A 25,683-nucleotide genomic window follows, 5' to 3' on the forward strand; every position below is an offset into this window, starting at 1 on the left:
GCTTTCCCTTCGCTATTGGTTAGCAAGTCAATATTTATATCGGCTTCAATTTGCATTTCACTAACAAAAATTTAATTTTTTTACTGAAGAAGTGACAAAACTCCCTGATTTGTCTGGTTTGCCTGGGCTAGCATGGACTGTCCGGCCTGGGCAAGGATATTACTGTTGGAGTATCTGACCATCTCGGTAGCCATGTCTGTGTCACGGATTCTTGATTCTGCTGCCTGTGTGTTCTCTTCTATGTTTCTGTTGTTCTTATATGAATGCTCCAATCTGTTTTGCTGGGCTCCAAGGTTCGATCTCTCAGTACTGATCGTGATAATGGCAGTTTTTACCTTCTCGATTCCCTTTTTAGCATTTTCATGAGATGAGACATCCACATCATTTACACCAACAACCTCACTGTTTATCCTATTGATGGTAAGATAGAGGCCCTCGGTTATTTCCGGCCCGGTCTGGATCCAGAGGTCACGAATCTCACTTTCAATGTTAATGTCCATAGAGGAGCAGTCTACCCTTCCCATTCCGGGACTAAAGGTATGATTTTTTGCCCCATCAGCCGTGGGATATCCACCGCCTACATTCCCCCACAGAACAAATTTAGCAGGACCTGTCCTTTCAATAGTATTTGTATGGCTTACAGGCACTGAAGTTGCAGACATTTCCGCCATTTTGGAGGCTGGCATTCCATTTAATGGATTGTTGTATGCAAACTCAAAGATCTTATCAACGATATCTTCGCCGTTTTTACAGTCTGCTATTCCGATAATGTATTTATGGGTTCCTCTACTATACTGAGTAGATCCCTCTATTCTGCTGCTGGAAGTTGATGTGTCAAAAGAAAATTCGAAAACCTCACTACAGCTTGCTGCACAGGTGAAAGAAAAACCCTTTCCATCCAACGCCTTCACCACATTTGCATCTACTTCGGTAAGGTCCATATTTGCTGCCGGATACCATCTGCCATTTTTCTGGAAAGCTTCTGTCAGTCCTCCTGTCTCTGCTGCTGAAGACTTGATAACATCCGAGAGCTTCTTATATTTCTTTTCCCCGGGGAACAGATCATCAAAAAGAAGTCTCTCATTGAATGAGGCTGTTGCCGAAATATGGTCTATTTCCTCTTTTAACTGATTTATCTCCTGCTGAATATAGCTTCTGTCCACAGACTGTAGGGTATCATTGGCCGCCTTAATGCAAAGCTCATTCATGCGCTGAAGCATGTCCTGAACTTCCACCAGAGCAGAATCACCCACCTGAAGCAGGGAGATTCCATCCTGAATGTTCTCAGACCCCTGATTAAGTCCTCTTACCTGTCTTCTCATTTTCTCGGAAATAGCAAGGCCGGCTGCATCATCTGCAGCTCTATTGATCTTATAACCAGAAGACAACTTCTCAGACGACTTGGCCTGTATCCCAGTCGTTATTCCAAGCTGTCTATTAGAATTCATCGCCGAAAGGTTATGCTGTATTACCATGCCAAGATCCTTCTATCACCATGCCCGACTACCCAGGCGCCTCCTTAAAGCATCCATGCATATAACCACCACATCCTTGCAGTCATAAGTTATATCGACAAGAAACTTAATTTCAGTAATAGATTGCATAAAAAAACTCTCTTTCATTTTCAGAAAGAGAGTTTACTGGAGTAAAGATAATACTCCCTGATTTGATTGATTCGATTGAGCCAGTATCATCTGCCCGGCCTGAGCAAGTATGTTGTTATTGGAATATCTGACCATTTCCTCAGACATAGCCGTGTCCCTAATAAGGGACTCCGATGCCGATGTATTCTCGACCACGTTATCAAGATTCCTTATCGTATGCTCAAGGCGGTTTTGCAACGCACCATAATACGATCTGATATTAGTCCCAAAATATTCCTTCCGTTGTCTCCACCAAACCCATCTATGTTCTCCAGCTTAAAAGTAATGGCATAATCTTCATTTTCATCGATGCCCCTGGTTCTTTCCTTAAATTCACGCCCCGCGGAATCGTCTGCTGCACGATTGATTCTGTATCCTGAGGACAGCTTTTCAGATGACTTAGCCTGAATGCCAGTCGTTATTCCAAGTTGCCTGTTTGAATTCATCGCTAAAAAATTATGCTGTACGACCATCCCTGTTCCCTCTAATGCACATCCTGTGATTTCTATATCGGCTTTTGAGCAGAAAAAGTTTAGCAAAAAAAAATTCCGGAAAGCGTTTTTTGCCTTCCGGAATTCTAAGTTGTTTATTTAGTTAAAAAAGCTATCAGACCTTCTCTACGCCGATTGTAACCTTCTCGCCGTTGATATCCCACTCTTTTGCATTTGCAACATCTGAGCCGTATACGATCTCGTTTGCAAGAACCTTTGTTGAGATAGCTGCTTCACTGCCCTTAACGATCTCAGCAAGCTTGTCGTTTCCGTTAAGAGAAACCTTGATGTGATCCATTACTTCGAAGCCTGAATCCTTACGCATGGTCTGAACCTTACTGATAACCTCAAGTACAAAGCCCTCTTTGATGAGCTCCTCTGAAAGGTTTGTATCAAGGACAACAGTGATTCCCCAGTTCTCCTGAGAAATGAAACCTTCCTTCTGAGCCATCTCGATAAGGAGGTCTTCCTTAACAAGCTCAACATCCACATCATTTACTGTGAACTTGATCTTTCCGTTGGTGTTAAGCTCATCCATTGTAGCGTTTCCATCAAGACCCTCAAGGTATGCCTTGATTGCTCCGATGTTCTTGCCGTACTTAGGTCCAAGAGTCTTAAGCTGTGGCTTGAAGCTGTAGCTTGTGAAGTTCCTTACGTCATCTGTGAACTCAACACTCTTTACATTGAGCTCTTCTCTGATGATATCTGTGTAGAACTCGCCTACAGTCTGCTCAGCCTTAACATACATCTGTCCGATAGGCTGACGGTTCTTGATGTTTGCTGCATTTCTGCCTGCACGTCCAAGAACTACGATATCAAGAACTTCCTCCATGTCCTTCTCAAGCTTAGTATCAATGAGTGACTCATCAACTACAGGGAAGTCACAAAGGTGAATTGACTCCGGTGCATCCTTGAAGCTGTTGCGAACAAGGTTCTGGTAGATCTCCTCTGTCATGAATGGAACCATAGGAGCTGCTGCCTTAGCAACAGTAACCAGTGCTGTATAAAGAGTCATGTAAGCAGAGATCTTATCCTGCTCCATTCCCTTAGCCCAGAATCTCTCACGGCTGCGGCGAACATACCAGTTGGACATTTCGTCAACGAAGTTATCAAGCGCCTTACCAGCCTCAGGAATTCTGTAGTTGTTAAGGTTCTCATCAACAGCCTTTACGCAGCTGTTAAGCTTTGAAAGAAGCCACTTGTCCATAACAGTAAGCTTATCGAGCTCAAGCTTGTAGTTTGCCGCATCAAAACCATCGATATTAGCATAAAGTACGAAGAATGCATAGGTATTCCAAAGTGTTCCAAGGAACTTACGCTGTCCCTCCATAACTGCGTCTCCGGAGAAACGGCTTGGAAGCCATGGAGCAGAGTTTGTATAGAAGTACCATCTGATTGCATCTGCACCGTACTTCTCAAGAGCATCGAAAGGATCAACAGCGTTGCCCTTTGACTTACTCATCTTCTGTCCGTTCTCATCCTGAACTAGTCCAAGAACGATAACGTTCTTAAATGCAGGCTTATTGAAAAGAAGTGTTGCCTCAGCATGGAGTGAGTAGAACCATCCTCTTGTCTGGTCTACAGCCTCTGAAATGAACTCAGCAGGGAACTGCTTCTCAAAGAGCTCCTTGTTCTCAAATGGGTAGTGGAGCTGTGCAAATGGCATTGCTCCTGAATCGAACCAGCAGTCGATAACCTCTTTTACCCTGTGCATCTTCTTGCCGCACTTAGGGCAGGTGATCTCAAACTGATCGATGTATGGTCTGTGAAGCTCAACTGTCTCAGCAGATGGATCTCCTGAAAGCTCAGCAAGCTCTTTTCTTGATCCTACTGAAAGCTGGTGACCACAGTCATCGCACTCCCAGATATTAAGAGGAGTTCCCCAATATCTGTCACGGGAGATACCCCAGTCCTGAATGTTCTCAAGCCAGTCACCGAATCTTCCCTTACCGATTGACTCAGGAACCCAGTTGATCTCTTTATTGTTGCGGATAAGGTCGTCCTTAACCTCTGTAACCTTGATAAACCATGAAGAACGAGCGTAGTAAAGAAGTGGTGTTCCACATCTCCAGCAGTGAGGATAATCGTGCTCCATCTTAGGTGCGGAGAACAGAAGTCCTCTTGCATCAAGATCCTTAAGTACCTCTGGATCTGCACTTACTGCACCCTCATCCATTTCCTTCTGAGTAGGCTTACATCTGTATCCGCCGAAAGGAGTCTCAGGCTTAAGACGTCCTTCGCTGTCAACCATCTGTACTAAAGGAGCGTCATACTTACGACCAACTCTTGCATCGTCTTCACCGAATGCAGGAGCGATGTGTACGATACCAGTACCATCTGACATAGTTACGTAGTTGTCGCAGTAGATGAAGAATGCCTTCTTGTGCTGCTTGTCAGCCTCATCCTTAGCGCACTGGTAAAGAGGCTCGTACTCCTTGTGCTCAAGGTCTGTACCAACGTATGTCTCAAGCACCTCATAAGCTGCCTGTCCCTCTTCCTTAGCAAGAGATCCAAGAACTGTATCAGCAAGAGCCTGTGCAAGATAATATGTGTAGCCGTCTGCTGCCTTAACCTTTACATAAGTCTCATCAGGGTTTACGCAAAGACCGATGTTTGAAGGAAGTGTCCAAGGTGTTGTTGTCCATGCCAGGAAGTAAGCGTCTTCTCCTACAACCTTGAAACGAACTACAGCTGTGCGCTCCTTAAGAGTCTTATAGCCCTGTGCTACCTCGTGAGATGAAAGAGGGGTTCCACAACGAGGGCAATAAGGAACTACCTTGAAACCCTTGTACAAAAGACCTTTCTTCCATATCTCATTAAGAGCCCACCACTCAGACTCGATAAAGTTGTCATCATAGGTGATATATGGGTGATCCATGTCAGCCCAGAAACCAACTGTTCCTGAGAAATCCTCCCACATTCCCTTATATTTCCATACGGATTCCTTACACTTCTTGATGAAGGGCTCCATTCCGTACTCTTCGATCTGCTCCTTGCCGTCAAGGCCGAGCATCTTCTCAACTTCCAGCTCTACAGGAAGTCCGTGAGTATCCCAACCAGCCTTACGGGGAACTGTGTATCCCTTCATGGTACGGTATCTTGGGATCATATCCTTAATGGCACGGGTAAGAACGTGTCCGATATGTGGCTTTCCGTTAGCTGTTGGCGGGCCATCATAGAACATATACATCTCACCCTGGCTGCGGGTATCAACACTCTTCTGGAATATGTCTTCCTTCTTCCAGAACTCTTCAACTTTTTTCTCTCTTCCGACAAAATTCATGTCGGTCTCGACTTTTGTGTACATTGACATCTCCTTTCTTGGTCCGTATGAAGCAGACACAGACTCGAAAATGCTACGCATTTCCTCGTTCGTGTTGCTCGCCATATATTGATGTACAATTGTGTGCCAGCACACATTGCACATCACTGCATGGCTCTGCTTCACACGGAAAAAAAGCCCCGTCCTGTAAAAAGGACGAGGCTAATAATTTACTCTCGTTATACCACCTGTTTACACATACGCGCCGTGAGCTTAGCTCCGGTTGAATACGCTTCCCAATCACGCTGGGAGTACGTCAGGATCTACTTTTTATTTTCAATCCTGCAGCTCAGAAGTGATCTTCAGTCATCTCTTAATCGCACTGCCTTTCACCAACCGGCAGCTCTCTGTGGCTTTGGGAGAGCCTACTGTCTTCGTCATAGCTTTTCTATTAGATTTTAACGTTCACATAATACTACTATTTCCCTAATGGTGCAAGTAAATTTTATGTAGACCGTTAAAGATTACTGCTCCCCAGCCATAAACCTTGCAAATTCCTCATCGGTGCACTTTACATAGTGAGTGCCACCAACAAGGTGCTCTGTGCCCTTGGTGTAATCAAGCCCCGAGGTCTTATAGTCATAATTCAGGGCAATCCTGTTCTTTTCCAGCTCCGGATTTGGAATAGGAATTGCAGAAAGAAGGCTCTTTGTATAAGGATGGATGGGATTTGAGAAGATCTCATCCGTAGTTCCTGTCTCCAGAAGGTGCCCAAGGTGCAGAACTCCGATCCTGTCGGAGATGTACTTTACCATGGAAAGATCATGAGCAATGAAAAGATATGCTGCCCCTGTCTCCTCCTGGATATCCTTCATAAGGTTAACCACCTGGGCCTGGATTGAAACGTCAAGAGCAGAGATACACTCATCTGCTATAACCAGCTTAGGGTTCAGGATCAGAGCCCTTGCTATTCCGACACGCTGTCTCTGTCCGCCGGAAAACTGATGGGGATAGCGATCCGCATGCTCTTTGGCAAGACCAACCTTCTGAAGGATAGCCTCTACTCTTCTGTCCCTCTCTTCCCTGGTGTTGTAGAGCTTATTTACATCCAGAGCTTCTCCGATGATATCCTTGATCTTCTTTCTGGGGTTAAGAGAAGCCATAGGGTCCTGGAAGATCATCTGCATCTGCATTCTCAGCTTATCCTTTGTGGACTTGGACATCTTTCCGCTTATGTCCATTCCTGCAAAAGAGATCTTGCCCTCGGTAGGGTCATACAATCTTATGATACTTCTTCCGATAGTAGACTTTCCTGATCCGGATTCTCCTACCAGGCCGTAGGTCTCACCTGGATAAACCTTGAAGCTTACATCATCCACAGCTTTTACTGTATAAGTGGAGCTTATGGGGAAGTACTGTTTTAATCCCTCCACCTCAAGAAGGGGGGCTTCATTATAATTCGCTGCCATTTTCCTTCGCCTCCTTCTTCATTCTTTCTATTCTGGTCTTAATCTCAACCGGCATCTCAACCTTTGGAGCCCTTGGGTCAAGAAGCCATGTAGCAGCAGAGTGTGTCTCTGTGATCTGGAACATAGGTGGCTCAAGCTTATCATCAATCTCCAGTGCATATGCATTACGTGGTGCAAAAGCATCGCCTTCCTTCTCATGAAGAAGGTTCGGAGGTGATCCGGGAATAGTGTAAAGCCTGTCATCATCAGTTCCAAGGTCAGGCATAGCTGACAAAAGTCCCCAGGTATAAGGGTGCTTTGGATCATAGAAGATCTCATTGATGTTGCCAACTTCTACTATCTTTCCTGCATACATTACGTTTACATAATCTGCCACCTTTGCCACAACGCCCAGGTCATGGGTGATGTAGATGACAGCAATGTCTCTTTCCTTCTGAACTTTTTTGATAAGCTCCAGGATCTTAGCCTGGATGTTTACATCAAGAGCTGTTGTGGGCTCATCACAGATAAGAAGGTCAGGGTTACAGGAAAGAGCTATTGCGATAACTACTCTCTGTCTCATTCCACCTGAGAGCTGATGTGGGTACTGCTTCATTCTCTTTTCAGCATCCTCGATACCAACCTCCTTAAGAAGGTTAACTGCCCTGTTATAAGCGTCCTGTTTATCAATATGGTAATGCCAGATCATTCCCTCCATGATCTGCTTTCCGATGGTCATAGTTGGGTCAAGGCTGGTCATGGGATCCTGGAACACCATGGCGATCCTTCGTCCGTTGATGTGCTTTCTGATCCACTTCTTGTCCTGTTTAAGGATATCTGCTTCCTTCCAGGTTGCATTGGCATCATCATCTGGGTTGTAGTCGATTCCTCCCACATTGTCCCTGTAGCGGTAAATGATCTCTCCGCTGTTGACCACTGCGTTCTTTGCCAGGATTCCCATGGCAGCTCTCATGGTTACGGACTTTCCTGATCCGGACTCACCAACGATAGCCACAGTCTCTCCCTGAAACAGATCGATATTTATCCCGCGGATGGCGTGAACATCGCCTGCCGTGGTTTTAAAGGTGATATCAAGGTTCTTGATATCAAGAATTTTTTCTCGCTTCTTTTCTTCAGTCATCTTTAGTCTTCCTTACATTTCTTTTAACTTGGGATCAAGGGCCTCTCTAAGTCCGTCAGCCACCAGGTTAAAGCTCAGCATCAAAAGTGCCATGATCACTATCGGAGGAATTATCTGATAGGGATGGGTCGTAAAGCTGTTAAAGCCTTCTGAGATCAGCGATCCCAGTGAGCACCTTGGTACAGGGATTCCCAATCCAACAAAGGAAAGGAAGGCCTCTGTGAAGATGGCTGTAGGTATGGAAAACATTACCTGTGTAATAACAGGTCCAATGATGTTTGGCAGAACCTCGCTGAAAATGATGTGCATGCTGCCTGCTCCAAGGGTTCTGGAAGCAAGGACGAATTCCTGTTCCTTTAATTTCAGCATCTCGGCTCTGGCAATTCGGCTCATGCCTACCCACTCAGTGAGCATAAGAGCAACAATGATCGTAAGCATTCCGGGCTTGAACACGAGAAGAAGGAGGGTTACGATAACCAGTCTTGGGATACCGTTTGCAATCTCCAGGATCCTTTGCATCACCATGTCCACTTTTCCGCCAAAGTATCCGGAAATCAGACCATAGCTCATACCGATGATCATGTCGATGATGGCTGCTGCCACTGCGATAATAAGTGATACCTGAGCTCCGGACCAGGTTCTTGTCCAGATGTCTCTTCCGAAATTGTCACTTCCAAACCAGTAGAACACATCTGTCAGCTTGTTTTCAAAATAGTAGTTGACCATCTTCGTGCCTGAAGTGGTTGAGATGTTCTCATGTCCGTCGAAAAGACCTGTGTACTCAATGACAGGTATTCTTGGCGCCAGGTTTTTCTGTGAAAGGTTCTGTCCTGAATAGGTGTACTCGTTCATGGAAGGGCCGACGAAAGCAAAGAAGGAAATCACCAGGACAAATACAAGTCCCATTACTGCGCTCTTCTTTCTCACAAACCTTGCCACAACTTCCTTCCAGAAGCTCTGGGAGGCGAAGTTTGAATCAACCTCAATACCCGCCTTATCGCCCTTTAATACAAAATCCGCATCAGTTGGGATGTATGGAGTTTTTTCTGTTACTACTGCTTCTGCTGCCATATCAATCTCCCTCCTTTGCCACACGGATTCTTGGATCTATTACTCCGTAAAGAATATCAACCACCAGCATGATGGCGATGTACATTGCTGAATAGATAAAGCTAAGTGCTATGACCACGTTGTAGTCGTTGGACTGGATAGCGTTTACCAAAAGGGAACCAACTCCAGGGATGGAAAAGATCTTTTCAACAACCAAAGATCCTGTCATAAGGTCAACAACCAGTGGTGCCAGAACAGTAATGATGGGGATCAGGGCATTTCGAAGCGCGTGGCTGAAGATCAGCTTGTTTCCTGAAAGTCCCTTTGACTCTGCAAGAAGCATGTAGTCTGAACCAAGAACCTCTATCATCTCTGATCTGGTGAATCTTGCTATGGATGCCATGGTGAACATGGACAGTGATATGGACGGAAGCACGCTGGATCCTATGACGTCCTTTGCAGAGAACAGCATTGGGAACCACTTGAGCTTAAATCCAAACTGATAGGATAGTGCCAGAGCAAACACGTAGGAGGGCACTGACACACCGATTACTGAAATAATGGTTGCCAGAGTATCCCAGATTGTGTCGTGCTTGAAGGCTGCCAGAAGCCCCAGCAAAAGACCTACTACCGATCCGATAAGTACTGCAGCAAATCCAACACCTATGGAGATTGGAAGTCTGCTGGCAATAAGCTGGGTTATAGGAGTGTTCTTGGAAATCTTATAGCTTACGCCCAGATCTCCCCTGAACATGTTGAAAACATATTTAAAAAACTGCACCACAATGGGCTGATCAAGGCCGTACTTTGCATACAGCGATGCCCTTTGTGCGTCGTTTAATTTTTCGTCGTTAAATGGTGAGCCCGGCATGAGCTGCATCAGAATAAATAAGATAAGTGTAATTGCAAGTAGTGTAAAAAATGCGGTTATTACTCTTTTTAATATATATTTTTTCATTATGACCCCAATTTGATTGAAAGAGAAAGCGCGGGGGTAAACTTCCTGCTCACCCTCGCGCATAAACCTCTTCAGATTTAGAATTACTTCTTTACTGCATTCTTATAAACTCTGTTAAGAGCTACTGGGTGGAATTCGATTCCTGATACGTTTGTTGAGATAAGTTCTGCATTGCACTGTGTGTAGAGAGGGAAGATAACAGCCTCATCCATTACGATCTTCTCTGCATCGTAAAGTGCTGACCAACGAGCCTTTGCATCCATAGCTGTCTCGCCTGTTGTGCACTCATCGATGATCTTGTCATACTCAGCATTGCTCCACAGACCATAGTTGTTTGAGTTGTTTGTGATCCACATTCCAAGGTATGTCATAGGATCAGCATAGTCAGGGCCCCAACGTGTAAGGGCGATCTCAAACTCACCTTCCTGCATACGCTGTACACGCTCTTTCTTAGGCATCTGCTGAAGCTCAAGTGTAAGACCTGGAAGTGTTGTCTCAAGCTGCTCCTTAACAACCTGTGCAACCTTGATAGGTGCATCGTCAGCGTCGTGGATCATTGTAAGTGTAAGCTCTGTGATTCCCAGCTCCTCAAGACCCTTGTTCCAGTTCTCTACAGCTACATCAGCATCATATCTGCAGATGTCTGAGAACATCTCCTGGTTTGCTGAGAAGTCTGATCCGTCAGGGCCTGCTGCGAACTGAGGAGGAACTGCTGTAAATGTAGGAGCTGAACCATCCTTAAGTACGTCTGTTGTGATTGCTTCTCTGTTAAGTGCCATTGTGATGGCAAGTCTGATGTTGAGGTTATCAAGCTCTTTTACTGCTGAGATGTTAGGGCTGATGTACCAGAGGTAACCTGCACCGATTGCCTGGAATGCCGGATCATCCTTAACCTGATCAACCTGCTCACCATTTACAAGTGTTGTATCAAGGTCACCGTTCTGGTAGCTCATAAGAGCCTGCTGTGAATCCTGGATAACCTGGTAGTTAAGACCAGCAAGAGAAACCTTTGCTGCATCATAGTAATCAGCATTCTTTGTAAGGTGGATTGTTGTAGCTGCCGGCTGATAGTCGTCAAGAACAAAAGCACCGTTTGAAAGAGTTGTCTCAGGGCTTGTTGCAAATGTATCTGCACAGCTGTTAAAGAACTCTTCGTTTACAGGATAGAATGTTGGGAAATACATAAGACTAAGGAAATAGCTGACAGGAACATTAAGCTTAACCTCGAGAGTCTTGTCATCAACTGCTGTTGCGCCAAGTTCGCTCTTATCCTTTGTTCCGTCGATGATCTCCTGTGCGTTTACGATCTGTCCGATGTCACTGAGCATGTAAGAGTACTCAGAAGCAATCTCAGGATCTACTGCTCTCTGCCAAGCAAATACGAAATCTGCTGCAGTTACAGGTGTACCATTGCTCCATACAGCGTCATCACGAAGATGGAAGGTGTATGTAAGACCATCCTCTGAAACATCAACGCTCTGGGCAATAGCGTTTACTGCCTGTCCGTCTGCGTCCATCTGCATAAGGCCATCTGTGTAATCAGCGATAACCTCAAATGATGTTCCGTCTGTTGCCTGCTGTGGATCAAGAGACTCAACAGGAGTCTCAAGCATTACGTTGAGGTCCTCTGTGGAAGCCTCTCCTGCATCTGTTGTGCCTGCTGCCTCGCTTCCTGCCTGATCTGCAGGAGCTGCTGTGTCAGTAGAACTCTGTGTCTCGCCAGTCTGCTCAGTTACTCCGCTTACAGCTGAGCTTCCGCATCCAACTGCGCTCATAGTAAGCACTGAAGCAAGTACGATAGACAATAACTTTTTCTTCATACCAATTATCCTCCTCAAAATTAATGTCACATACATGTATACAATTGATGTATATTAACCATACTAAGTGTTCACCCCAGTATATGTCAACAAAAACTTTAGCACTTTAAACCGTTTCTCCTTCAACGCGCCTAATGGCAAAAGCGAAAATGGCACAAAACAAGGCAGCTGCAGGGTTTGCAGCTGCCAAAAATTTTTTTATTCCTGAATGTCGGAAAAATCTGTTATCTCCTCCAGAGCCTTAACAAATTCCTCAAGACCTGCCTTATCCTGTTCATCAAAACGGGAAAGGCTTGGACTGTCGATATCAAGAACCGCCACCACTTTTCCATCCCTGTGGATAGGAACCACAATCTCTGAGTTAGAGGCGCTGTCACAGGCAATATGCCCCGGAAACTGGTGCACGTCTTTTACCAGCTGAGTCTCATCCCTCAAAGCTGCTGTTCCGCAGACCCCTTTACCAAGCTCTATCCTGATGCAAGCCACCTTTCCCTGGAATGGTCCCAGCATAAGAGACCCTTTATTCATTATGTAAAAGCCGGCCCAGTTAAGATCCTCCATGTTCTCATTTAAAAGAGCTGAAGCATTGGACATAACCGGAATGTAGTGGGGCTCATCCTCTGCCAGTGACCTTATCTGCGCAGCAAGTAACTTATAGTCTGTCATAAATCCAGAATCCTCCATATAAAAAAGTGAGCGTGAACTATTTAAATTCACTCCCACGATTCTAACACCCTTTTGCCTTGTGCACAATCAAGTCTTGCGTAAACTGTTTTTGATATTACGGTTTCCCAAACATTTTTAATTGTATATACCGCTAGATATCGGTATAATGACAGTTGGGAACGATTTTTTGTTAGTCTTGGCTGCAGTTTCTATGCTGCGCCTGTTGGGGGTAATTATATGATGTACGATATGCTTTTTCATGTTGCATTTTATTGTGCAGCTTTCTTGGTGTGTCTCACAACCATCGTGTTTACAAGACTTCAAAAGAGAACTGATCTTGGCCAGAACAAGATCTTTCTCATCATGAATTATATTGTCATAATCAATTCCGTAACCTGTATATGTACTGAAATATTTCAGACCTTCATGGGCCTGGTGCCTGTTTTTTCTAAATGCATTTTGGTCTCACAGTTCATCTACTTCCTGGTCCATATCGCACTGGCGCCTTCCCTGTATAACTATGTGATGACAGTCACAGATTCATTTTCTTTCAACCCCCAGATAATAAAATTCCTGGGAATGATCCCGTTTATCATCTCTGAGCTATTCGTTATCACTAACCCCTTAACCGGATACGTGTATTACTATAACTCAAATATGCAGTTTGTCAGGAACTGGGCAGAGGTAGTGCTGTACCTCATCTCACTGGCTTACATGATCGTAGCAACCGGATGCCTTTTACTATCCTGGAATACCATCCGGAAAAGAAACAGATATGCCCTTGTATATTTCTTTTGCGTAACACTTTTCGGTGTAGTGATGCAGTTTATCTATATCGGTGTAAAAAGCGAGCTGTTCTGCGAAGGTCTGGCTCTCATGGGGCTTATGCTCACAGTTGAAAACGAGGATGACAGGCTTAACACACTGATCGGCGTTTACAACAGAAATGCCTTAAGGATGGACCTTACAAGCCTCCTTGCCAGGAAGCATATCATAAATGTCATCTGCCTCAAAATGACAAATATGGATGCGATCAGCAGGATTACCGGTCTTTCCTACACTGATCAGATGCTGGTGCAAATTTCAGACTATCTAAAGACCCTGGTTGACAGAAGCAGCATCTATCACCCAAATCCCGATACTATGGTGCTGGTTCTTAAGTACGACAGATACCAGAAGGGTAAAAAAGATGTTCTCGGAATAGCCAAGCGGATTTACAACCGCTTCCAGTCTGAGTGGACGGTCCATGGTGTTCCGATAAAGCTCTCTCCGGTAATAATGACCGCTGAGGTTCCAACAAGCATTAACAGCATCGATACCCTTATGTACATGATCGACGGTCCTGTGCCAAAGGATGTTGAAAACACCATTTTAACCCACGATGACCTTCAGTTCCTTATGAGGAGATCCGCTGTAGAAGAGGTTGTGACAAAGGGACTCTCAGAGGGCAAGTTTGAAGTATACTACCAGCCCACTTACTGCACTGACGGTGTTCAGCTCCATGGGGCAGAAGCCCTCATAAGGCTCCACGACCAGGGCCTTGGAGAGCTTTATCCCGACGAGTTTATCCCTATCGCCGAACAGACCGGCTATATCGACGACATAGATGATTTTGTATTGCAGCAGGTATGCGCCTTTATAAAGAGCGGAGAGCCACAGCGCATGGGTATGGACTGCATCAACGTCAATCTCTCCGTCCTTCAGTGCATGCGAGATGATTTTGTCTCCCACATTATTGGGATCGTTGATGAATACGGCATTCCAAAATCCTTTATCAATTTTGAGATAACCGAGTCTGTATCTGCCAGCGACTATGAACTCTTAAGCGACGTCATAAAGAGACTAAAGGAGCACGGCTTCCAGTTTTCTATGGATGACTACGGAACAGGCTATTCAAATATGCACTCTCTTTTCACTCTGGACTTTGACATCGTAAAGATTGATAAGAGCATTCTTTGGGATTCAGACAAGAGTGAGCGAGGCGAGATCATCCTTGAAAACTGCATCCACATGATAAAGCAGATGAAGCGAAAGATCCTGGTTGAGGGCGTAGAAACCAAGGCACATGTTGAAAAATTACAGGCCCTTGGAGTTGATTTTTACCAGGGATATTATTTCTCAAAGCCAATAACAAAGACACAGTTACTGGATTATTGCAAAGCCGGTTAACATTTTCATTCACGGGAGGACAACATGGAACTTACAAAAGAAGAAAAGAATGTTTTATCGGGGATTACTTTCCACACTGAAGAAATTGAGAAGGGTGAGCTCTGCGAGGCCGACATGGAACTGTTAAAAGAGATGCGAGCCGTTGCAGGCTATTTCAAAGAAAAGTATCCCAGCTATACCTTTGAAATCACAGGCTGTGAGCCAAAATCAGGTACTGTACGAGAGCACAACGAGTGGTATTACAAGGTTGCAGGTCTGGACAGAGCCAGCGCCTTCATTGCCACTGCAGAAGAAAAGGATGGCAAATTTGAGATCAGGGATGACTTTTTCGGGGAGATAATTAAGGATGAAATGGCCGATGAAATCAAAAAAATCCTTACAAAGAACAGCTTTCCGGTAGTAAAAGTAACCGTCGGCTTCTGGGAGAGCCTTGGAAGTCAGCACGGAGAGGACATTTCAGCCAGTGATGTACTTAAAGGCGTTATCCGCGCAGGAAATGACATCAAGATCTTCCTGGACGGTTCAAAGCTTGACTGCAAAAAATATGAGGATGTATCTGCATCGGTTGAGAAAGCTCTTTTAACTGAAAAGATAAAGGGCGATGTCTACATCGTTGTGGTAAAGGATTCCGAGGGGGACCTGACCAAAGACAGGCTTTTTTCTGACACTTTGTATCTTGAGTAAAAGGTATTGTGGGGTATTGTATGGGTGATAATCTTTCTAGCAATTTAACAATTGAAGAAATAGTACTTATCAACAATCTTCTCTACTGCGAAAACCTCGGTGGCCCCAGGGGAACATTTCTTTCCACTAGTCAGGAATCCAGGACTATTGGGGACTTTGTAAATGGCGTCCTTCGAAACGCTGCCCAGATAGAGAATGACAAGGAATACAGCACAGGCGTTACCGGAGCTGAGTATAAAGAGATCATGTGGGCAATACGGCCTAACCAGCACTTAAAGGACATCATCATTCTTCAGGTTCATTATGAGAGCGACAGCGCCGGTGGCGGAAGAAGTGTGCTCTTATATGACCCGGCCTATAATGAGGCTATCGTTGCCTTTAAGGGGACCCAGAGCGATGCTGAGTGGATCGATAATGTTTCAGGTCTTTATCAGGTTCCCACTGTTTATCAGAGTAATGCCCTTAACTGGTTCAGGTCCCTGGATCTTGATAGCTATGACAGGATCACGGTAACCGGCCATTCCAAGGGCGGAAACAAATCAAAGTTTATAACCATCATGGATGACAGGGTGGACAGCTGCTTTTCCTTTGACGGTCAGGGCTTTTCTGATGAGTTTATTCAAAAGTATGCTTTCCAGATAAAAAAGAACCGGGGCAAGATCTTGAACATCATCGCAGAGAGCGACTTTGTAAACATCCTGTTAAACGATGTAGGTAAAAAGCAGTTCTACCTTGGAACAAACTTCGGACGTCTGGGTTTTGCTGAAAATCACTGCGCAAATGCAATTGTCTTTTACGATGATATCGGAGGAATGAGCGTCTGGAAAGCGCCAAAGCAGGATAAAAAAATGACAGACCTTGATAAAATGCTCAACAGCTTTATCAGATCTGTACAGATGTCCACCAGAGAGAACGTGGCAAATATGCTGGGTAACGTTATCGTAAATGCAAAGGGCGGCGATACTGATAAGATAATCGATACCTTTGCAAATGAAAGGTACTCAGACAGTTCAGCTCAGCTCATTGCCTTTATTTTCAGATACAAGGGTAAGAAGCCTGAGATGGTGGAATCAGTAAAAGAAATACTGAGTCAGAATGGCTTTAGTACAGATATGGTTGGAATAGCAGACTTTATAACCAACCACGCAGTTATAATGAAACTCATAGGAAGCAGACCAAAGCTGGTGCTGACCCTCCTTAGACTTCGCCATTCCCCTGAATCCCTCATAGAATTTTTAAGCAACCATCCGGATCTCTTTGCACTGGTAGATCTTATATCCAACAAGATGTGGAAGGTTAAGCCACTTAAATACAGTGGCGACGACCTGGTTCTCGACTGATAATAACAAAAACCCCAGATAAAAATCTGGGGTTTTACTACTGTAGAGCGATAGACGGGGCTCGAACCCGCGGTCTCGACCTTGGCAAGGTCGCGCGTTACCAACTACGCCACTATCGCATATATGTAAACAAGCAAAAGCTTGCTTGTGTTGATGAAAAGAGCGATAGACGGGGCTCGAACCCGCGGTCTCGACCTTGGCAAGGTCGCGCGTTACCAACTACGCCACTATCGCATTTGAAGTCACAGATAATAATTGCGACAACGAATTGATTTTAGAATATAATTAATGTATTGTCAACATATATTTTTGATTTTTATTGAATTGAATGCAAGGAGTGACCTAAATTTATGGGAAATATAGAACAGATCAAAACAGCTGATGCAAAAGTGATCCTTAGAAAAGGCCAGGGCCGTGAGTTTAAAGCCGGCGGACTTTGGATCTATGACAATGAGATAGACAAGGTAGAGGAAAGCTTTGAAAACGGTGATATCATCGAGCTTGATGACTTCGACGGCTTCTTTTTGGGCTACGGATTTATAAACACACACTCCAAGATTAGGGTTCGTATGATGTCCAGAAAAAAGGAGAATCCTGTATCTAAGGAGCTTATCCTGAAACGAGTAGAGGATGCATGGGAATACAGGAAGGCTGTAATGGCGGACTATATGGCAAAGTATCTTGAGCCTGCAGCAGGTCTTTCCAAGGAGGAAGCCTTAGCAGATCAGCTCACAAGGCTCTCCTGCAGGCTTGTATTTGGCGAAGCGGACTTCATTCCTGGCATAACCATAGACAAGTTTTCTGACGTCCTTGTAATCGAGTCCCTGGCTCTTGGAACTGACAGAATGAAGAACCTTATCCTTGACTGCTGCAAAGAGGTTATGGCAAAGGACGGCGTCAAGATCCGTGGTATCTACGAAAGAAGCGACGCCAAGGTACGCGAGCTTGAGGGCCTTGAGAGGACCAAGGGCTTTATCGGTGATAAGTTTGATACAAAGGTAATGATTGAAGAGAACGGTGTTAAGTACTACGTAGACGTTGAGAACGGCCAGAAGACAGGCTTTTTCCTGGATCAGAAGTTTAATCGCCAATCCATACGTGGTCTTTGCAAAGGTAAAAGAGTTCTCGACTGCTTTACACATACCGGCTCCTTTGCACTTAATGCTGCTGCCGGTGGAGCACAGTCAGTACTTGGCGTTGATGCTTCAGATCTTGGATGCGAGCAGGCAAGGGAAAATGCCGCCCTGAACGGCCTCGAAAAAGTAGCTACCTTCCAGTGCGCAGATGTCTTTGACCTTCTTCCTGATCTTGAGAGCAAGGGGGAGAAGTTTGATGTGGTGATCCTTGATCCTCCTGCATTTACCAAGTCCAGAGCTTCTATCAAAAAAGCTGTTACAGGTTATAAGGAGATCAACCTTCGCGGAATGAAGCTTGTTAAGGACGGTGGTTACCTTGCCACATGTTCATGCTCTCACTTTATGGATGAAGCTCTTTTCCTTAAAACTATTGCAGATGCAGCCAGAGATGCCCATAAGCGTCTTCGTCAGGTGGAATTCAGGCAGCAGGCCAAGGACCATCCAATCCTCTGGGGCGGAGCAGCCTCATACTATCTAAAGTTCGTGATCTTCCAGGTCTGCGACGAGAAGTAATAAAAAAACCCCAGATTTTATCTGGGGTTTTACTTTATCCTAATGTTGTCCTTCGGAAATTACTTATCTTCCTTCTTAACAAACAGCATATTGGTGTTGCCTGCTGCATTAAGTTTTCCAAGCTCATCATCTGAAAGTGCCTGTATCTCCTGAGGATATCTCTCCTCTACACCCTTGATCAGTTTATCCAACCTTGGATTACTCTCATATTTCTGATAATCAAATAACTTTGACAAAATCTTCTCCATGGTTACCTCCATAAAACACTAACATCATTTTCTTTCTGCAAATTTATACGAGCCAGAAAGAATTATGGCAGAAAAAATCATAACAAATCTTTAAGCTTTCCCAAAGCCTCTCTGTGACGCAGCTTCGTAACACCATAGGAGAGATTCATCTTCTTGGCAACTTCCTGAAGTGTCAGACCCTTATAATACCTTAAAACAATAATATCCACAAGCTCCTGCGGAAGTTTCTCCAGCGCCTCTGCTAACCGCTCTAGGGACTCACTGTTTAAAACCTCATCCTCAACTGAGCTTCCGTCATCTGTCAGGTCCTCCGGAATCTCCGAGTGAATGTGGTTTGTTCTGTAAAAATCTATCACAGTATTGCTGGTCATTGAATATATCCAGGTGGAAATACTTGCCTTGCTCTCATCATAGGTGTCCAGCTTGGAATAGATCTTCACAAAAATATCGCTGGTAATATCCTCAGCGTCCTCTATGGAATTGACATGGTTCTTCACATATCCAAAGACCTTGTCTCTATACTGCAAATAAATCTCATCCTTCGTCAGCATATTGCCTCCTGAAATACTGATATACGTCAATTATATACTGCTTCTTAGGTCTTGCGAAAGATAATATTTTAAAATATAATAGGTAAGTCGGCACAACAGCCACGGGGCGTGGCTCAGCTTGGTAGAGCGCTGCGTTCGGGACGCAGAGGTCGCGTGTTCGAATCACGTCGCCCCGATTCCCTATTTATAAGGGTTTGAAGAGATTCAGACTCTTATTTTTTTGTCTTTTTTCTACCCGGATTTCTACCCACAAGTATTGCACTTGATCTAGGACCAAGATTTAATACGCTCTGGTCTATTTCAAAGTTCTCTGATCCTTCGTCAAAAGAGATGCCGGAGGATTCAAAAGCTATTCCCCACTTCATACCCTCAGGAATAATGGGAAGCTCAAAGCTATGCCACTCCCAGTGGGCATTTACTGCCACATATATGAAGCAGTCTTCCTTCGTTCCGTACTTTTCATGGTCCTCGGCGTACATGTAGCCAAAGGTAAGTGTGGGCGCATACTGATCCAGGTTCCATGCACCAAGGCCATGGAAGGATAGTTCCGGATAACCGGTTCCATTATGGCTGAAATTATAATCGGTAGCCCTAAGTACCGGATGCGCCATTCTGAAGGCAATAAGTCTTCTTACATAGTCATACTGGCACTTGTTCTTTGAAAGATCTCCCCAGTTAAGCCATGAGATCTCATTATCCTGACAGTAGGCATTGTTGTTGCCACTTTGGCTGTTGGCAAACTCATCCCCGGACAGGAGCATAGGAACTCCGCGACTGGTCAAAAGAATATTAAGCATATTCTTCATCTGACGCTGTCGCAGGGAAAGGATTTCGGGATCATCTGTTTCTCCCTCTACTCCGCAGTTCCAGCTGTCGTTATCATTACAGCCATCGTTATTGTCCTCGCCGTTAGACTCGTTGTGCTTCTCGTTATAGGAAACAAGATCATTTAAGGTAAATCCGTCATGACAGGTAACAAAGTTAATTGTGGTTGAGGCTCCTCTTTCTCCGTAAAGATCCTCAGAGCCTTTTATGCGTTGGAATAATTCCGGCGCACATTCAGCGCCACCCTTGATAAAACGCCTTAAGCAGTCACGATATCTTCCATTCCACTCGGACCATCTCTTATGTCCAGGGAAGCTACCGACCTGATATAGTCCCCCGGCATCCCAGGCCTCTGCTATAATGATGCTCTTTCCAAGCACTGCATCCTGGGCAATGCTGTCCAGAAGCGGAGGATGTATCATTGGTGCACCATTTTCATCCCTGGACAAAATAGCCGCCAGGTCAAACCTGAAGCCATCGACATGATAAGCAGACACCCAGTATCTGAGGCAGTCAATTACCATGTTCCTTACCACAGGATTGTTGCAGTTCATGGTGTTTCCGCAGCCACTGAAGTTAAGATAATGCCACTCAGGGGTCAAAAGATAATAGGTCCTGTTATCAATTCCCCTGTAGGAAATAGAAGGTCCGTTCTCGTTGCCTTCTGCAGTATGATTAAACACGACGTCGAGGATTACCTCGATTCCGTTGCTGTGAAGCTTTTTTATAAGATTCTTAAGCTCATCCACTTCCATACCAAAGGGAGCGGAAGCAGCATATCCCGCCTTGGGAGCAAAAAAGCAGGTTGTAGAATAACCCCAAAGATTAACAAGCTCCTTGCCATTGTATTTTCTGGAGCCTTCTAACTCATCAAACTCGAAAATAGGCATCAGCTCTACGCAGTTTACTCCAAGCTCTTTAAGGTAGGGTATCTTTTCCACCATACCTGCATAGGTTCCCCTGTGCTTGACTCCACTGCTCTTATGCTGGGTGAATGAGCGTACATGCATCTCATAGATGACAAGATCCTGCAGCTCTCTTTCAAGAGGTTTGTCACCATTCCAGGTGTAATCTTCACGGATGATCTGTCCCCTGAAGGGTACCTGCTCATCCTTTTTCTTCTTTTTCCCCCAAACTGATCTTCCGGATACGGACTTGGCATAAGGATCAAGAAGAACTCTGTTTTTATCGAACCAAAGTCCCTCCTTAGGTGCATATTGCCCATCGAATCTGTAGCCATACTCCATGGTGTCCATGTTTATCCCATAGACTCTCATGGTGTAAACATTTCCTATACGGAAGCTCTCCGGGAATGGAATCTCTACCAGCGGCTTTTTCTGCCCATGCCGATAAAGCACCAGTGTGCATCCTGTTGCCTCCTTGGAGTAAATGCTGAAATTGACACCGCCGTCACCATCTAATGTGGCTCCGAAAGGAAAGATCCTTCCTATACGGTATTCAAAATCTCCAATTCTATCCGTAGGAAAAGTATCGATGAGCCTCATGCAGTAATCCCCTTCTTCAAGTGAATTCAGTTGATGCTGCCTTCCTCTTCAGACTCCTTGGCGCTATCCTGTGATGGAGTCTCTGTCTCATTCTGAACCTTATCTTTAGCCTTTTCTTCTTCCTTAGGCTTGTCCACTGCATCAAACAGATCATCCAAAGTGATCGTCATCATATCTTCTTCAGTAGGATTCTCGATAGATGCAATCCTTCTAGCCTGATTTGTGATGATCTCCTCAAATAGGTTTCTTACCTCTCTTGCATTAGCGAAATTATCTATATTCTCGATCTTCTTGGAGGTGATAAGAGCCCTGATCTGGTGCTTCACATCCTCCTGAACCTTGTAGTCGTACTTCTTGCAGTTCATGTCAAAGATCTGTTCAAGCTCATCGATACTGTAGTCAGGGAACTCAATGTACTTGTTGAATCTTGACTTTAAGCCCGGGTTGCTGTCAATGAACTTCTTCATTGGCTCAGTGTATCCTGCAACAATTACAACAAAGTCATCCCTGTTATCCTCCATAGCCTTGAGGATCGTATCTATTGCTTCCTGACCAAAAGCATCATCTTTCTGAGCCAGTGCATATGCCTCATCGATAAAGAGCACTCCACCCTTTGCTTTAGCAATCTGTTCCTGGGTCTTAATAGCTGTCTGGCCAACATATCCTGCAACCAGTCCTGATCTGTCAACCTCCACCAGCTGTCCCTTTGAGAGTACTCCAATCTGCTTATAGATCTGAGCAATTATCCTGGCAACGGTTGTCTTACCTGTTCCGGGATTTCCTGTAAACACAAGGTGTAAAGATACAGGCACTGACTTAAGCCCCTGTTCCTGCCTTGCCTTCTGTACCTTAACAAAAGCCGTAAGCTCTTTTACATCCTCTTTGATAGTTGTAAGACCGATGAGCTTCTCAAGGGTCTCCATTGGGTCTTCCTCTGGCTCAGCAGGTTTTTCCTCTTCCTTAGGTGCCGGGGCTCCGCCTCCATTAGCGAAAAGAGCTTTTGCCTCCTCTAAAGCCTCGTTGGCGCTTGTCATTGCATCCTTTTGTGAAGTCTCATTTGCTTCATCAGCTCTTTTCTCGGGCTCTGAAACCTGTGGCTTATCAGAAGGCTTCGATGCATCATTTGTCGAGAAAAAATCCCCATATAAGCTTCCCAGAAGGTCCTTTTGCATGTTAGTGATCTTCTGGAGTGTCTCCAGTTCCTTATTTCTTTCCATACCTGTCTCCATCCAAAATAATAATTACTTAATTCATTATAACTTTAACTTCAAAAAAGCTAAAGAATAAAATACGGCATATCCCCAAGCAGGATACGCCGTATCAATAGTATCTTTTATCAGTCGTTCAAGAACCATCCGCCTCTTGATAAGAAGGTTCTGTTTGTAACGAGAGCATCCACATCCTGTCCAATGATCTGAGATGCCTGTGCCTTGTAGGTAGCTGCATTGGCTGTTCCAAGGTTCTTGTAGAAGTCATAGGCCATCTTCTTGCTTCCATCAAGGTTCTTAAGTCCCTGTGCAATGTGGCTCTCCATCTCGTGGGCATCATCTGTCTCTCTAAAGAGAATGAAGCTTGAGATGTATGGATTGTTCTCAGCCATTGTGTAAGCATATGTGATTGATGCTGCCTGAGCATCCTCACCAAAGCTTGATGTAAATCCAATCTCTGAAAGAGAAATGTCTCTTACCTTTCCACCTGGTGCAAGGAATGAAGCCTGGCACATGTAATCAGTCAGAAGATAAATGTTCTCCATTGTGATGTAAGGAGTCGTAAGCTTTGTGCTTACATACTGTGACTGCTGCTTCCAAGCATAAGGATCATACAAAGGTGCATTGTATGGGTGGAATGAAAGTGACCAGTCAATGTTACCCTCACGGTTCATGTAGTAATTAAATCTGTCCAGATACTCTTTTGAAAGGAAGCATCCAGGGTTAGACTTTCTGTTCCACTCCTGATCGAAGGAGGTGTAAACCCTTGCATTAGCATTAACAGCCTTTATCTCGTTGTAGAAGATACGGAAGGCCTTTACGTACTCACTAACGTTGAGCTCGATATTTGTTGAATTCAAGTAGTACCACTCAGTTCTTGCGTTAACTTCGTTTCCTACAACCCAGTTATCAACTGTTCCGTAGGTTCCGCCTGAGTATCTCTGAGCAAGAAAAGCAGCGATAGCCTTAAGATGCTGTGTACCGCCATCCTCATCTGTGTTCATGGCATATCCGGGACATACATGTGCATCCCTTGAAAGAGGATGGATAAGGTCAGCGCCTGCCTCTGTCTTGTTGTTGAGGATTGTCATGGTAAGCTGGAAGCCGTTTAAGCTGCACCAGCGAACAAATCCGTCATACTGTGCAAGAGCAGTTCCGTTGAACTGATAGTCCACTCCATTGTATGAGAAAGGAATCACATTTGAGCCATCTCCAGGTCCAACGATATCGCCCATGTAAAGGTTGTAAACCATCTGAGCAACTCCGAGGTCTCTGAAGGTAGCAGCATCTGCGCTGTTAGGAAGGATTCCCTTCATTCCATGGTCATTTCTTCCTGCAGTCTTTGTGGCAATAGCCTCAGGGTTTGTAATGTAGTGCTCATCACTGACCTGAACCATTGATCCGCCGCTCTTAACTGCAACAAGGAATTTCTTATCAAGGTTTGATCCCTGCTGATAGTGGTTTAATGGGAAGGTAAAAGAAGCATTTGGCGATCTGTCAGTAGTAGCAACTATTTCGCCAACTGTTCCATCCTGATAAACCTCATCGGCATAAAGATAATATTTTCCGTCATCGGAAGATGGAAGGGAAGAAGAAGAAACATCCACTACCACGTTTCCACCTGAAATAACGCAGGAATTGATCTTCACTATTCTTCCTGCTGCCTCTGCTACAGTAGCATTTGTTCCCACTACAGCAGATGTCTTACCAGCCAGTGCTACAGTTGCAAAAACCATAATGCCGGCAAGAACTCTTTTCATCACACACTTTTTTCTCACAACAAACCTCCACATACTTTCACTTACGCGTTAACGATAGCATCAGTGAAGCTATTAAGTGCTTCTGCATCCTTTGCATGAAGCGCACTTTTGATAGTCAAAATGTTTTCCAGAATTGTCACATTTTGAAGCTGTGACAGCTTTTCGCTCATAAGCTTACCGGTAACAGGTGCCCAGGTTCCGTTCTGAGCCAGAGCAAATACCCTGTTCTTCACTCCAAGAGCCGCCATGTCGCTAAGGAAGTTCTCCATAGGAGTGTAAATTCCGTTGTTATAGGTCGGGCACATGAGAACAATTCGTCTGCAGCGCCAAACCTCGCCGATAAGGTATGATACGTCGGTTCCGGATACATCGTAGACCTTCACGCCCTTTTCCCCTTTTTCTCTAAGGGAAGAAGCAACTGCCTCTGCAGCACTTGCCGTGTGACCATAAAGGCTACCGTATATTACTATAACACCATTTTCTTCAGATTCATAGGTGGACCATTTCTGATATTTCTCTAAAATTTCGTCCAGATTCTGTCTCCATACCGGTCCGTGAAGTGGAAGTATCATCTGAACATCCAGTCCTTGCGCCTTCTTAAGCACTGCCTGGACCTGAGGACCGTACTTTCCGACAATGTTTGCATAGTACCTTCTTGCAGAATCAAGGAAATCCTTTTTAAAATCATACTCATCTGCAAATATTCCACCATCAAGAGCCCCAAATGTACCAAATGCGTCAGCAGTTAAAAGAGCTTTTGATGCCTCATCATGCGCAAACAAAACTTCCGGCCAGTGAACCATTGGCGCTGCAATGAAGCTGAAGGTATGCGCTCCTGTTGAAAGAGTATCCCCTTCCTTGACCTCAAGACGATTATAGTCCTTAGCCTCCGGGAAGAACTGTTCCATAAATACGAAGGTCTGCTTTCCTCCAACCACTGTAACCTCAGGGAAAAGAGCTATAACCTTGTCTATACATGAGCAGTGGTCGGGCTCCATGTGGAGCACTATAAGATAATCCAGATTCCTTCCGCCCAAAGCTTCCTTAAGATTCTCAATATACTGATCTGCAACAGTTACATCAGCAGTATCAAAGACAGCTGTCTTTTCATCATCAACGAAATAGCTGTTGTAAGACACCCCTTCGGGTATAGGAAAAATATTCTCAAATCTCTCAAGTCTGCGGTCACTACCGCCAATCCAGAAAATTCCGTCAGTAATCTTTTTAAGTCCCTTCATGAATATCTCCTTCCCGATACTGTTATT

The 25,683-nt window shown here is 44.7% G+C and carries 19 protein-coding genes, 3 tRNA genes, 1 pseudogene and 1 other annotated feature; of the genes and pseudogenes, 5 read left to right on the forward strand and 18 right to left on the reverse strand.

The genetic code is table 11. The features are described 5' to 3' along the window. Positions 1-80 precede the first annotated feature (80 nt). From BO18_RS35565 to BO18_RS07370, 10 genes and pseudogenes are all read right to left on the reverse strand, one after another. Positions 81-1,475 (reverse strand): flagellin N-terminal helical domain-containing protein, encoded by a 1,395-nt coding sequence (locus BO18_RS35565; RefSeq protein WP_034444959.1) that lies wholly within the window; start codon positions 1,473-1,475, stop codon positions 81-83. A gap of 162 nt (positions 1,476-1,637) precedes the next feature. After that, positions 1,638-1,859, reverse strand: a pseudogene (locus tag BO18_RS36480) (flagellin); the annotation flags it as partial. Continuing rightward, positions 1,814-2,116: a flagellin N-terminal helical domain-containing protein gene (locus BO18_RS35575; protein WP_034444962.1), complete on the reverse strand. Its 303-nt coding sequence runs from the start codon at positions 2,114-2,116 to the stop codon at positions 1,814-1,816. The gene BO18_RS35575 and the pseudogene BO18_RS36480, both read right to left, overlap by 46 nt. A gap of 133 nt (positions 2,117-2,249) precedes the next feature. Further along, positions 2,250-5,441 (reverse strand): isoleucine--tRNA ligase, encoded by a 3,192-nt coding sequence (gene ileS / locus BO18_RS07340; protein WP_034444965.1) that lies wholly within the window; start codon positions 5,439-5,441, stop codon positions 2,250-2,252. 164 nt (positions 5,442-5,605) lie between these two features. Then, positions 5,606-5,846 (reverse strand) — a binding site (T-box leader). Positions 5,847-5,920: 74 nt separating this feature from the next. Beyond that, positions 5,921-6,865 carry an ABC transporter ATP-binding protein gene (locus tag BO18_RS07345; protein ID WP_034444968.1) on the reverse strand — a complete coding sequence of 315 codons (945 nt, stop codon included), beginning with the start codon at positions 6,863-6,865 and terminating at the stop codon, positions 5,921-5,923. Continuing rightward, positions 6,849-7,985 carry an ABC transporter ATP-binding protein gene (locus BO18_RS07350; protein WP_034444969.1) on the reverse strand — a complete coding sequence of 379 codons (1,137 nt, stop codon included), beginning with the start codon at positions 7,983-7,985 and terminating at the stop codon, positions 6,849-6,851. The genes BO18_RS07345 and BO18_RS07350 overlap by 17 nt, the downstream gene beginning before the upstream one ends. Before the next feature lie 12 nt (positions 7,986-7,997). Further along, the gene (locus BO18_RS07355) at positions 7,998-9,056 is read right to left on the reverse strand and encodes an ABC transporter permease (RefSeq protein ID WP_034444971.1); all 1,059 of its coding nucleotides are present in this window, start codon (positions 9,054-9,056) and stop codon (positions 7,998-8,000) included. Between the two features lies 1 nt (position 9,057). Next, positions 9,058-9,993 carry an ABC transporter permease gene (locus BO18_RS07360; RefSeq protein WP_034447140.1) on the reverse strand — a complete coding sequence of 312 codons (936 nt, stop codon included), beginning with the start codon at positions 9,991-9,993 and terminating at the stop codon, positions 9,058-9,060. A gap of 83 nt (positions 9,994-10,076) precedes the next feature. After that, complete coding sequence (locus BO18_RS07365; RefSeq protein WP_034444974.1) at positions 10,077-11,813, reverse strand: peptide ABC transporter substrate-binding protein; 1,737 nt, start codon at positions 11,811-11,813, stop codon at positions 10,077-10,079. Positions 11,814-12,011: 198 nt separating this feature from the next. Next, positions 12,012-12,536: a GAF domain-containing protein gene (locus tag BO18_RS07370; RefSeq protein ID WP_330379457.1), complete on the reverse strand. Its 525-nt coding sequence runs from the start codon at positions 12,534-12,536 to the stop codon at positions 12,012-12,014. A 180-nt stretch (positions 12,537-12,716) separates the two neighbouring features. Here BO18_RS07370 and BO18_RS07375 point away from each other — a divergent pair, with 180 nt between their 5' ends. The 3 genes from BO18_RS07375 to BO18_RS32530 are packed head-to-tail and all read left to right on the forward strand — an operon-like array spanning position 12,717 to position 16,672. Next, positions 12,717-14,648, forward strand: a complete 1,932-nt coding sequence (locus tag BO18_RS07375) for an EAL domain-containing protein (RefSeq protein WP_034444978.1) — start codon at positions 12,717-12,719, stop codon at positions 14,646-14,648. A gap of 24 nt (positions 14,649-14,672) precedes the next feature. After that, positions 14,673-15,332, forward strand: coding sequence for a hypothetical protein (locus tag BO18_RS07380; protein WP_034444980.1), 660 nt, complete (start codon positions 14,673-14,675; stop codon positions 15,330-15,332). Between the two features lie 20 nt (positions 15,333-15,352). After that, the gene (locus BO18_RS32530; protein WP_081860947.1) at positions 15,353-16,672 is read left to right on the forward strand and encodes an Mbeg1-like protein; all 1,320 of its coding nucleotides are present in this window, start codon (positions 15,353-15,355) and stop codon (positions 16,670-16,672) included. Positions 16,673-16,718: 46 nt separating this feature from the next. Here BO18_RS32530 and BO18_RS07390 read toward each other — a convergent pair. Next, positions 16,719-16,791: transfer RNA gene (locus BO18_RS07390), tRNA-Gly, on the reverse strand. A gap of 42 nt (positions 16,792-16,833) precedes the next feature. Beyond that, positions 16,834-16,906: transfer RNA gene (locus tag BO18_RS07395), tRNA-Gly, on the reverse strand. A 116-nt stretch (positions 16,907-17,022) separates the two neighbouring features. Here BO18_RS07395 and BO18_RS07400 point away from each other — a divergent pair. Next, the gene (locus tag BO18_RS07400) at positions 17,023-18,321 is read left to right on the forward strand and encodes a class I SAM-dependent rRNA methyltransferase (RefSeq protein ID WP_034444982.1); all 1,299 of its coding nucleotides are present in this window, start codon (positions 17,023-17,025) and stop codon (positions 18,319-18,321) included. A 59-nt stretch (positions 18,322-18,380) separates the two neighbouring features. On the opposite strand, the gene BO18_RS07405 is transcribed toward BO18_RS07400, so the two are convergent. Beyond that, entirely contained in the window at positions 18,381-18,569 is a 189-nt protein-coding gene (locus BO18_RS07405) for a hypothetical protein (RefSeq protein ID WP_034444984.1), read from the reverse strand. A 77-nt stretch (positions 18,570-18,646) separates the two neighbouring features. Then, the gene (locus BO18_RS07410) at positions 18,647-19,120 is read right to left on the reverse strand and encodes an RNA polymerase sigma factor (protein WP_034444986.1); all 474 of its coding nucleotides are present in this window, start codon (positions 19,118-19,120) and stop codon (positions 18,647-18,649) included. Positions 19,121-19,222: 102 nt separating this feature from the next. Here BO18_RS07410 and BO18_RS07415 point away from each other — a divergent pair. Next, positions 19,223-19,296: transfer RNA gene (locus BO18_RS07415), tRNA-Pro, on the forward strand. 36 nt (positions 19,297-19,332) lie between these two features. On the opposite strand, the gene glgX is transcribed toward BO18_RS07415, so the two are convergent. The 4 genes from glgX to BO18_RS07435 form a co-directional block, all read right to left on the reverse strand. Next, positions 19,333-21,450 (reverse strand): glycogen debranching protein GlgX, encoded by a 2,118-nt coding sequence (gene glgX, locus BO18_RS07420; RefSeq protein WP_034444989.1) that lies wholly within the window; start codon positions 21,448-21,450, stop codon positions 19,333-19,335. Positions 21,451-21,476: 26 nt separating this feature from the next. Next, positions 21,477-22,667 (reverse strand): AAA family ATPase, encoded by a 1,191-nt coding sequence (locus BO18_RS07425; protein ID WP_081860948.1) that lies wholly within the window; start codon positions 22,665-22,667, stop codon positions 21,477-21,479. A 119-nt stretch (positions 22,668-22,786) separates the two neighbouring features. Beyond that, positions 22,787-24,436 carry a DUF5722 domain-containing protein gene (locus BO18_RS07430; protein WP_185752372.1) on the reverse strand — a complete coding sequence of 550 codons (1,650 nt, stop codon included), beginning with the start codon at positions 24,434-24,436 and terminating at the stop codon, positions 22,787-22,789. Between the two features lie 23 nt (positions 24,437-24,459). Beyond that, the gene (locus BO18_RS07435; protein ID WP_034444994.1) at positions 24,460-25,656 is read right to left on the reverse strand and encodes an FprA family A-type flavoprotein; all 1,197 of its coding nucleotides are present in this window, start codon (positions 25,654-25,656) and stop codon (positions 24,460-24,462) included. Positions 25,657-25,683: the final 27 nt, after the last annotated feature.

This window comes from Butyrivibrio sp. AE2032 (genome assembly GCF_000702965.1).

Coding starts and splice junctions, on each gene's coding strand:
- BO18_RS35565 (WP_034444959.1), bottom strand. CDS start 1,475: ATGGTAATACAGCATAACCTTTCGGCGATGAATTCTAATAGACAGCTT.
- BO18_RS35575 (WP_034444962.1), bottom strand. CDS start 2,116: ATGGTCGTACAGCATAATTTTTTAGCGATGAATTCAAACAGGCAACTT.
- ileS (WP_034444965.1), bottom strand. CDS start 5,441: ATGTACACAAAAGTCGAGACCGACATGAATTTTGTCGGAAGAGAGAAA.
- BO18_RS07345 (WP_034444968.1), bottom strand. CDS start 6,865: ATGGCAGCGAATTATAATGAAGCCCCCCTTCTTGAGGTGGAGGGATTA.
- BO18_RS07350 (WP_034444969.1), bottom strand. CDS start 7,985: ATGACTGAAGAAAAGAAGCGAGAAAAAATTCTTGATATCAAGAACCTT.
- BO18_RS07355 (WP_034444971.1), bottom strand. CDS start 9,056: ATGGCAGCAGAAGCAGTAGTAACAGAAAAAACTCCATACATCCCAACT.
- BO18_RS07360 (WP_034447140.1), bottom strand. CDS start 9,993: ATGAAAAAATATATATTAAAAAGAGTAATAACCGCATTTTTTACACTA.
- BO18_RS07365 (WP_034444974.1), bottom strand. CDS start 11,813: ATGAAGAAAAAGTTATTGTCTATCGTACTTGCTTCAGTGCTTACTATG.
- BO18_RS07375 (WP_034444978.1), top strand. CDS start 12,717: ATGATGTACGATATGCTTTTTCATGTTGCATTTTATTGTGCAGCTTTC.
- BO18_RS07380 (WP_034444980.1), top strand. CDS start 14,673: ATGGAACTTACAAAAGAAGAAAAGAATGTTTTATCGGGGATTACTTTC.
- BO18_RS32530 (WP_081860947.1), top strand. CDS start 15,353: ATGGGTGATAATCTTTCTAGCAATTTAACAATTGAAGAAATAGTACTT.
- BO18_RS07400 (WP_034444982.1), top strand. CDS start 17,023: ATGGGAAATATAGAACAGATCAAAACAGCTGATGCAAAAGTGATCCTT.
- BO18_RS07405 (WP_034444984.1), bottom strand. CDS start 18,569: ATGGAGAAGATTTTGTCAAAGTTATTTGATTATCAGAAATATGAGAGT.
- BO18_RS07410 (WP_034444986.1), bottom strand. CDS start 19,120: ATGCTGACGAAGGATGAGATTTATTTGCAGTATAGAGACAAGGTCTTT.
- glgX (WP_034444989.1), bottom strand. CDS start 21,450: ATGAGGCTCATCGATACTTTTCCTACGGATAGAATTGGAGATTTTGAA.
- BO18_RS07425 (WP_081860948.1), bottom strand. CDS start 22,667: ATGGAAAGAAATAAGGAACTGGAGACACTCCAGAAGATCACTAACATG.
- BO18_RS07435 (WP_034444994.1), bottom strand. CDS start 25,656: ATGAAGGGACTTAAAAAGATTACTGACGGAATTTTCTGGATTGGCGGT.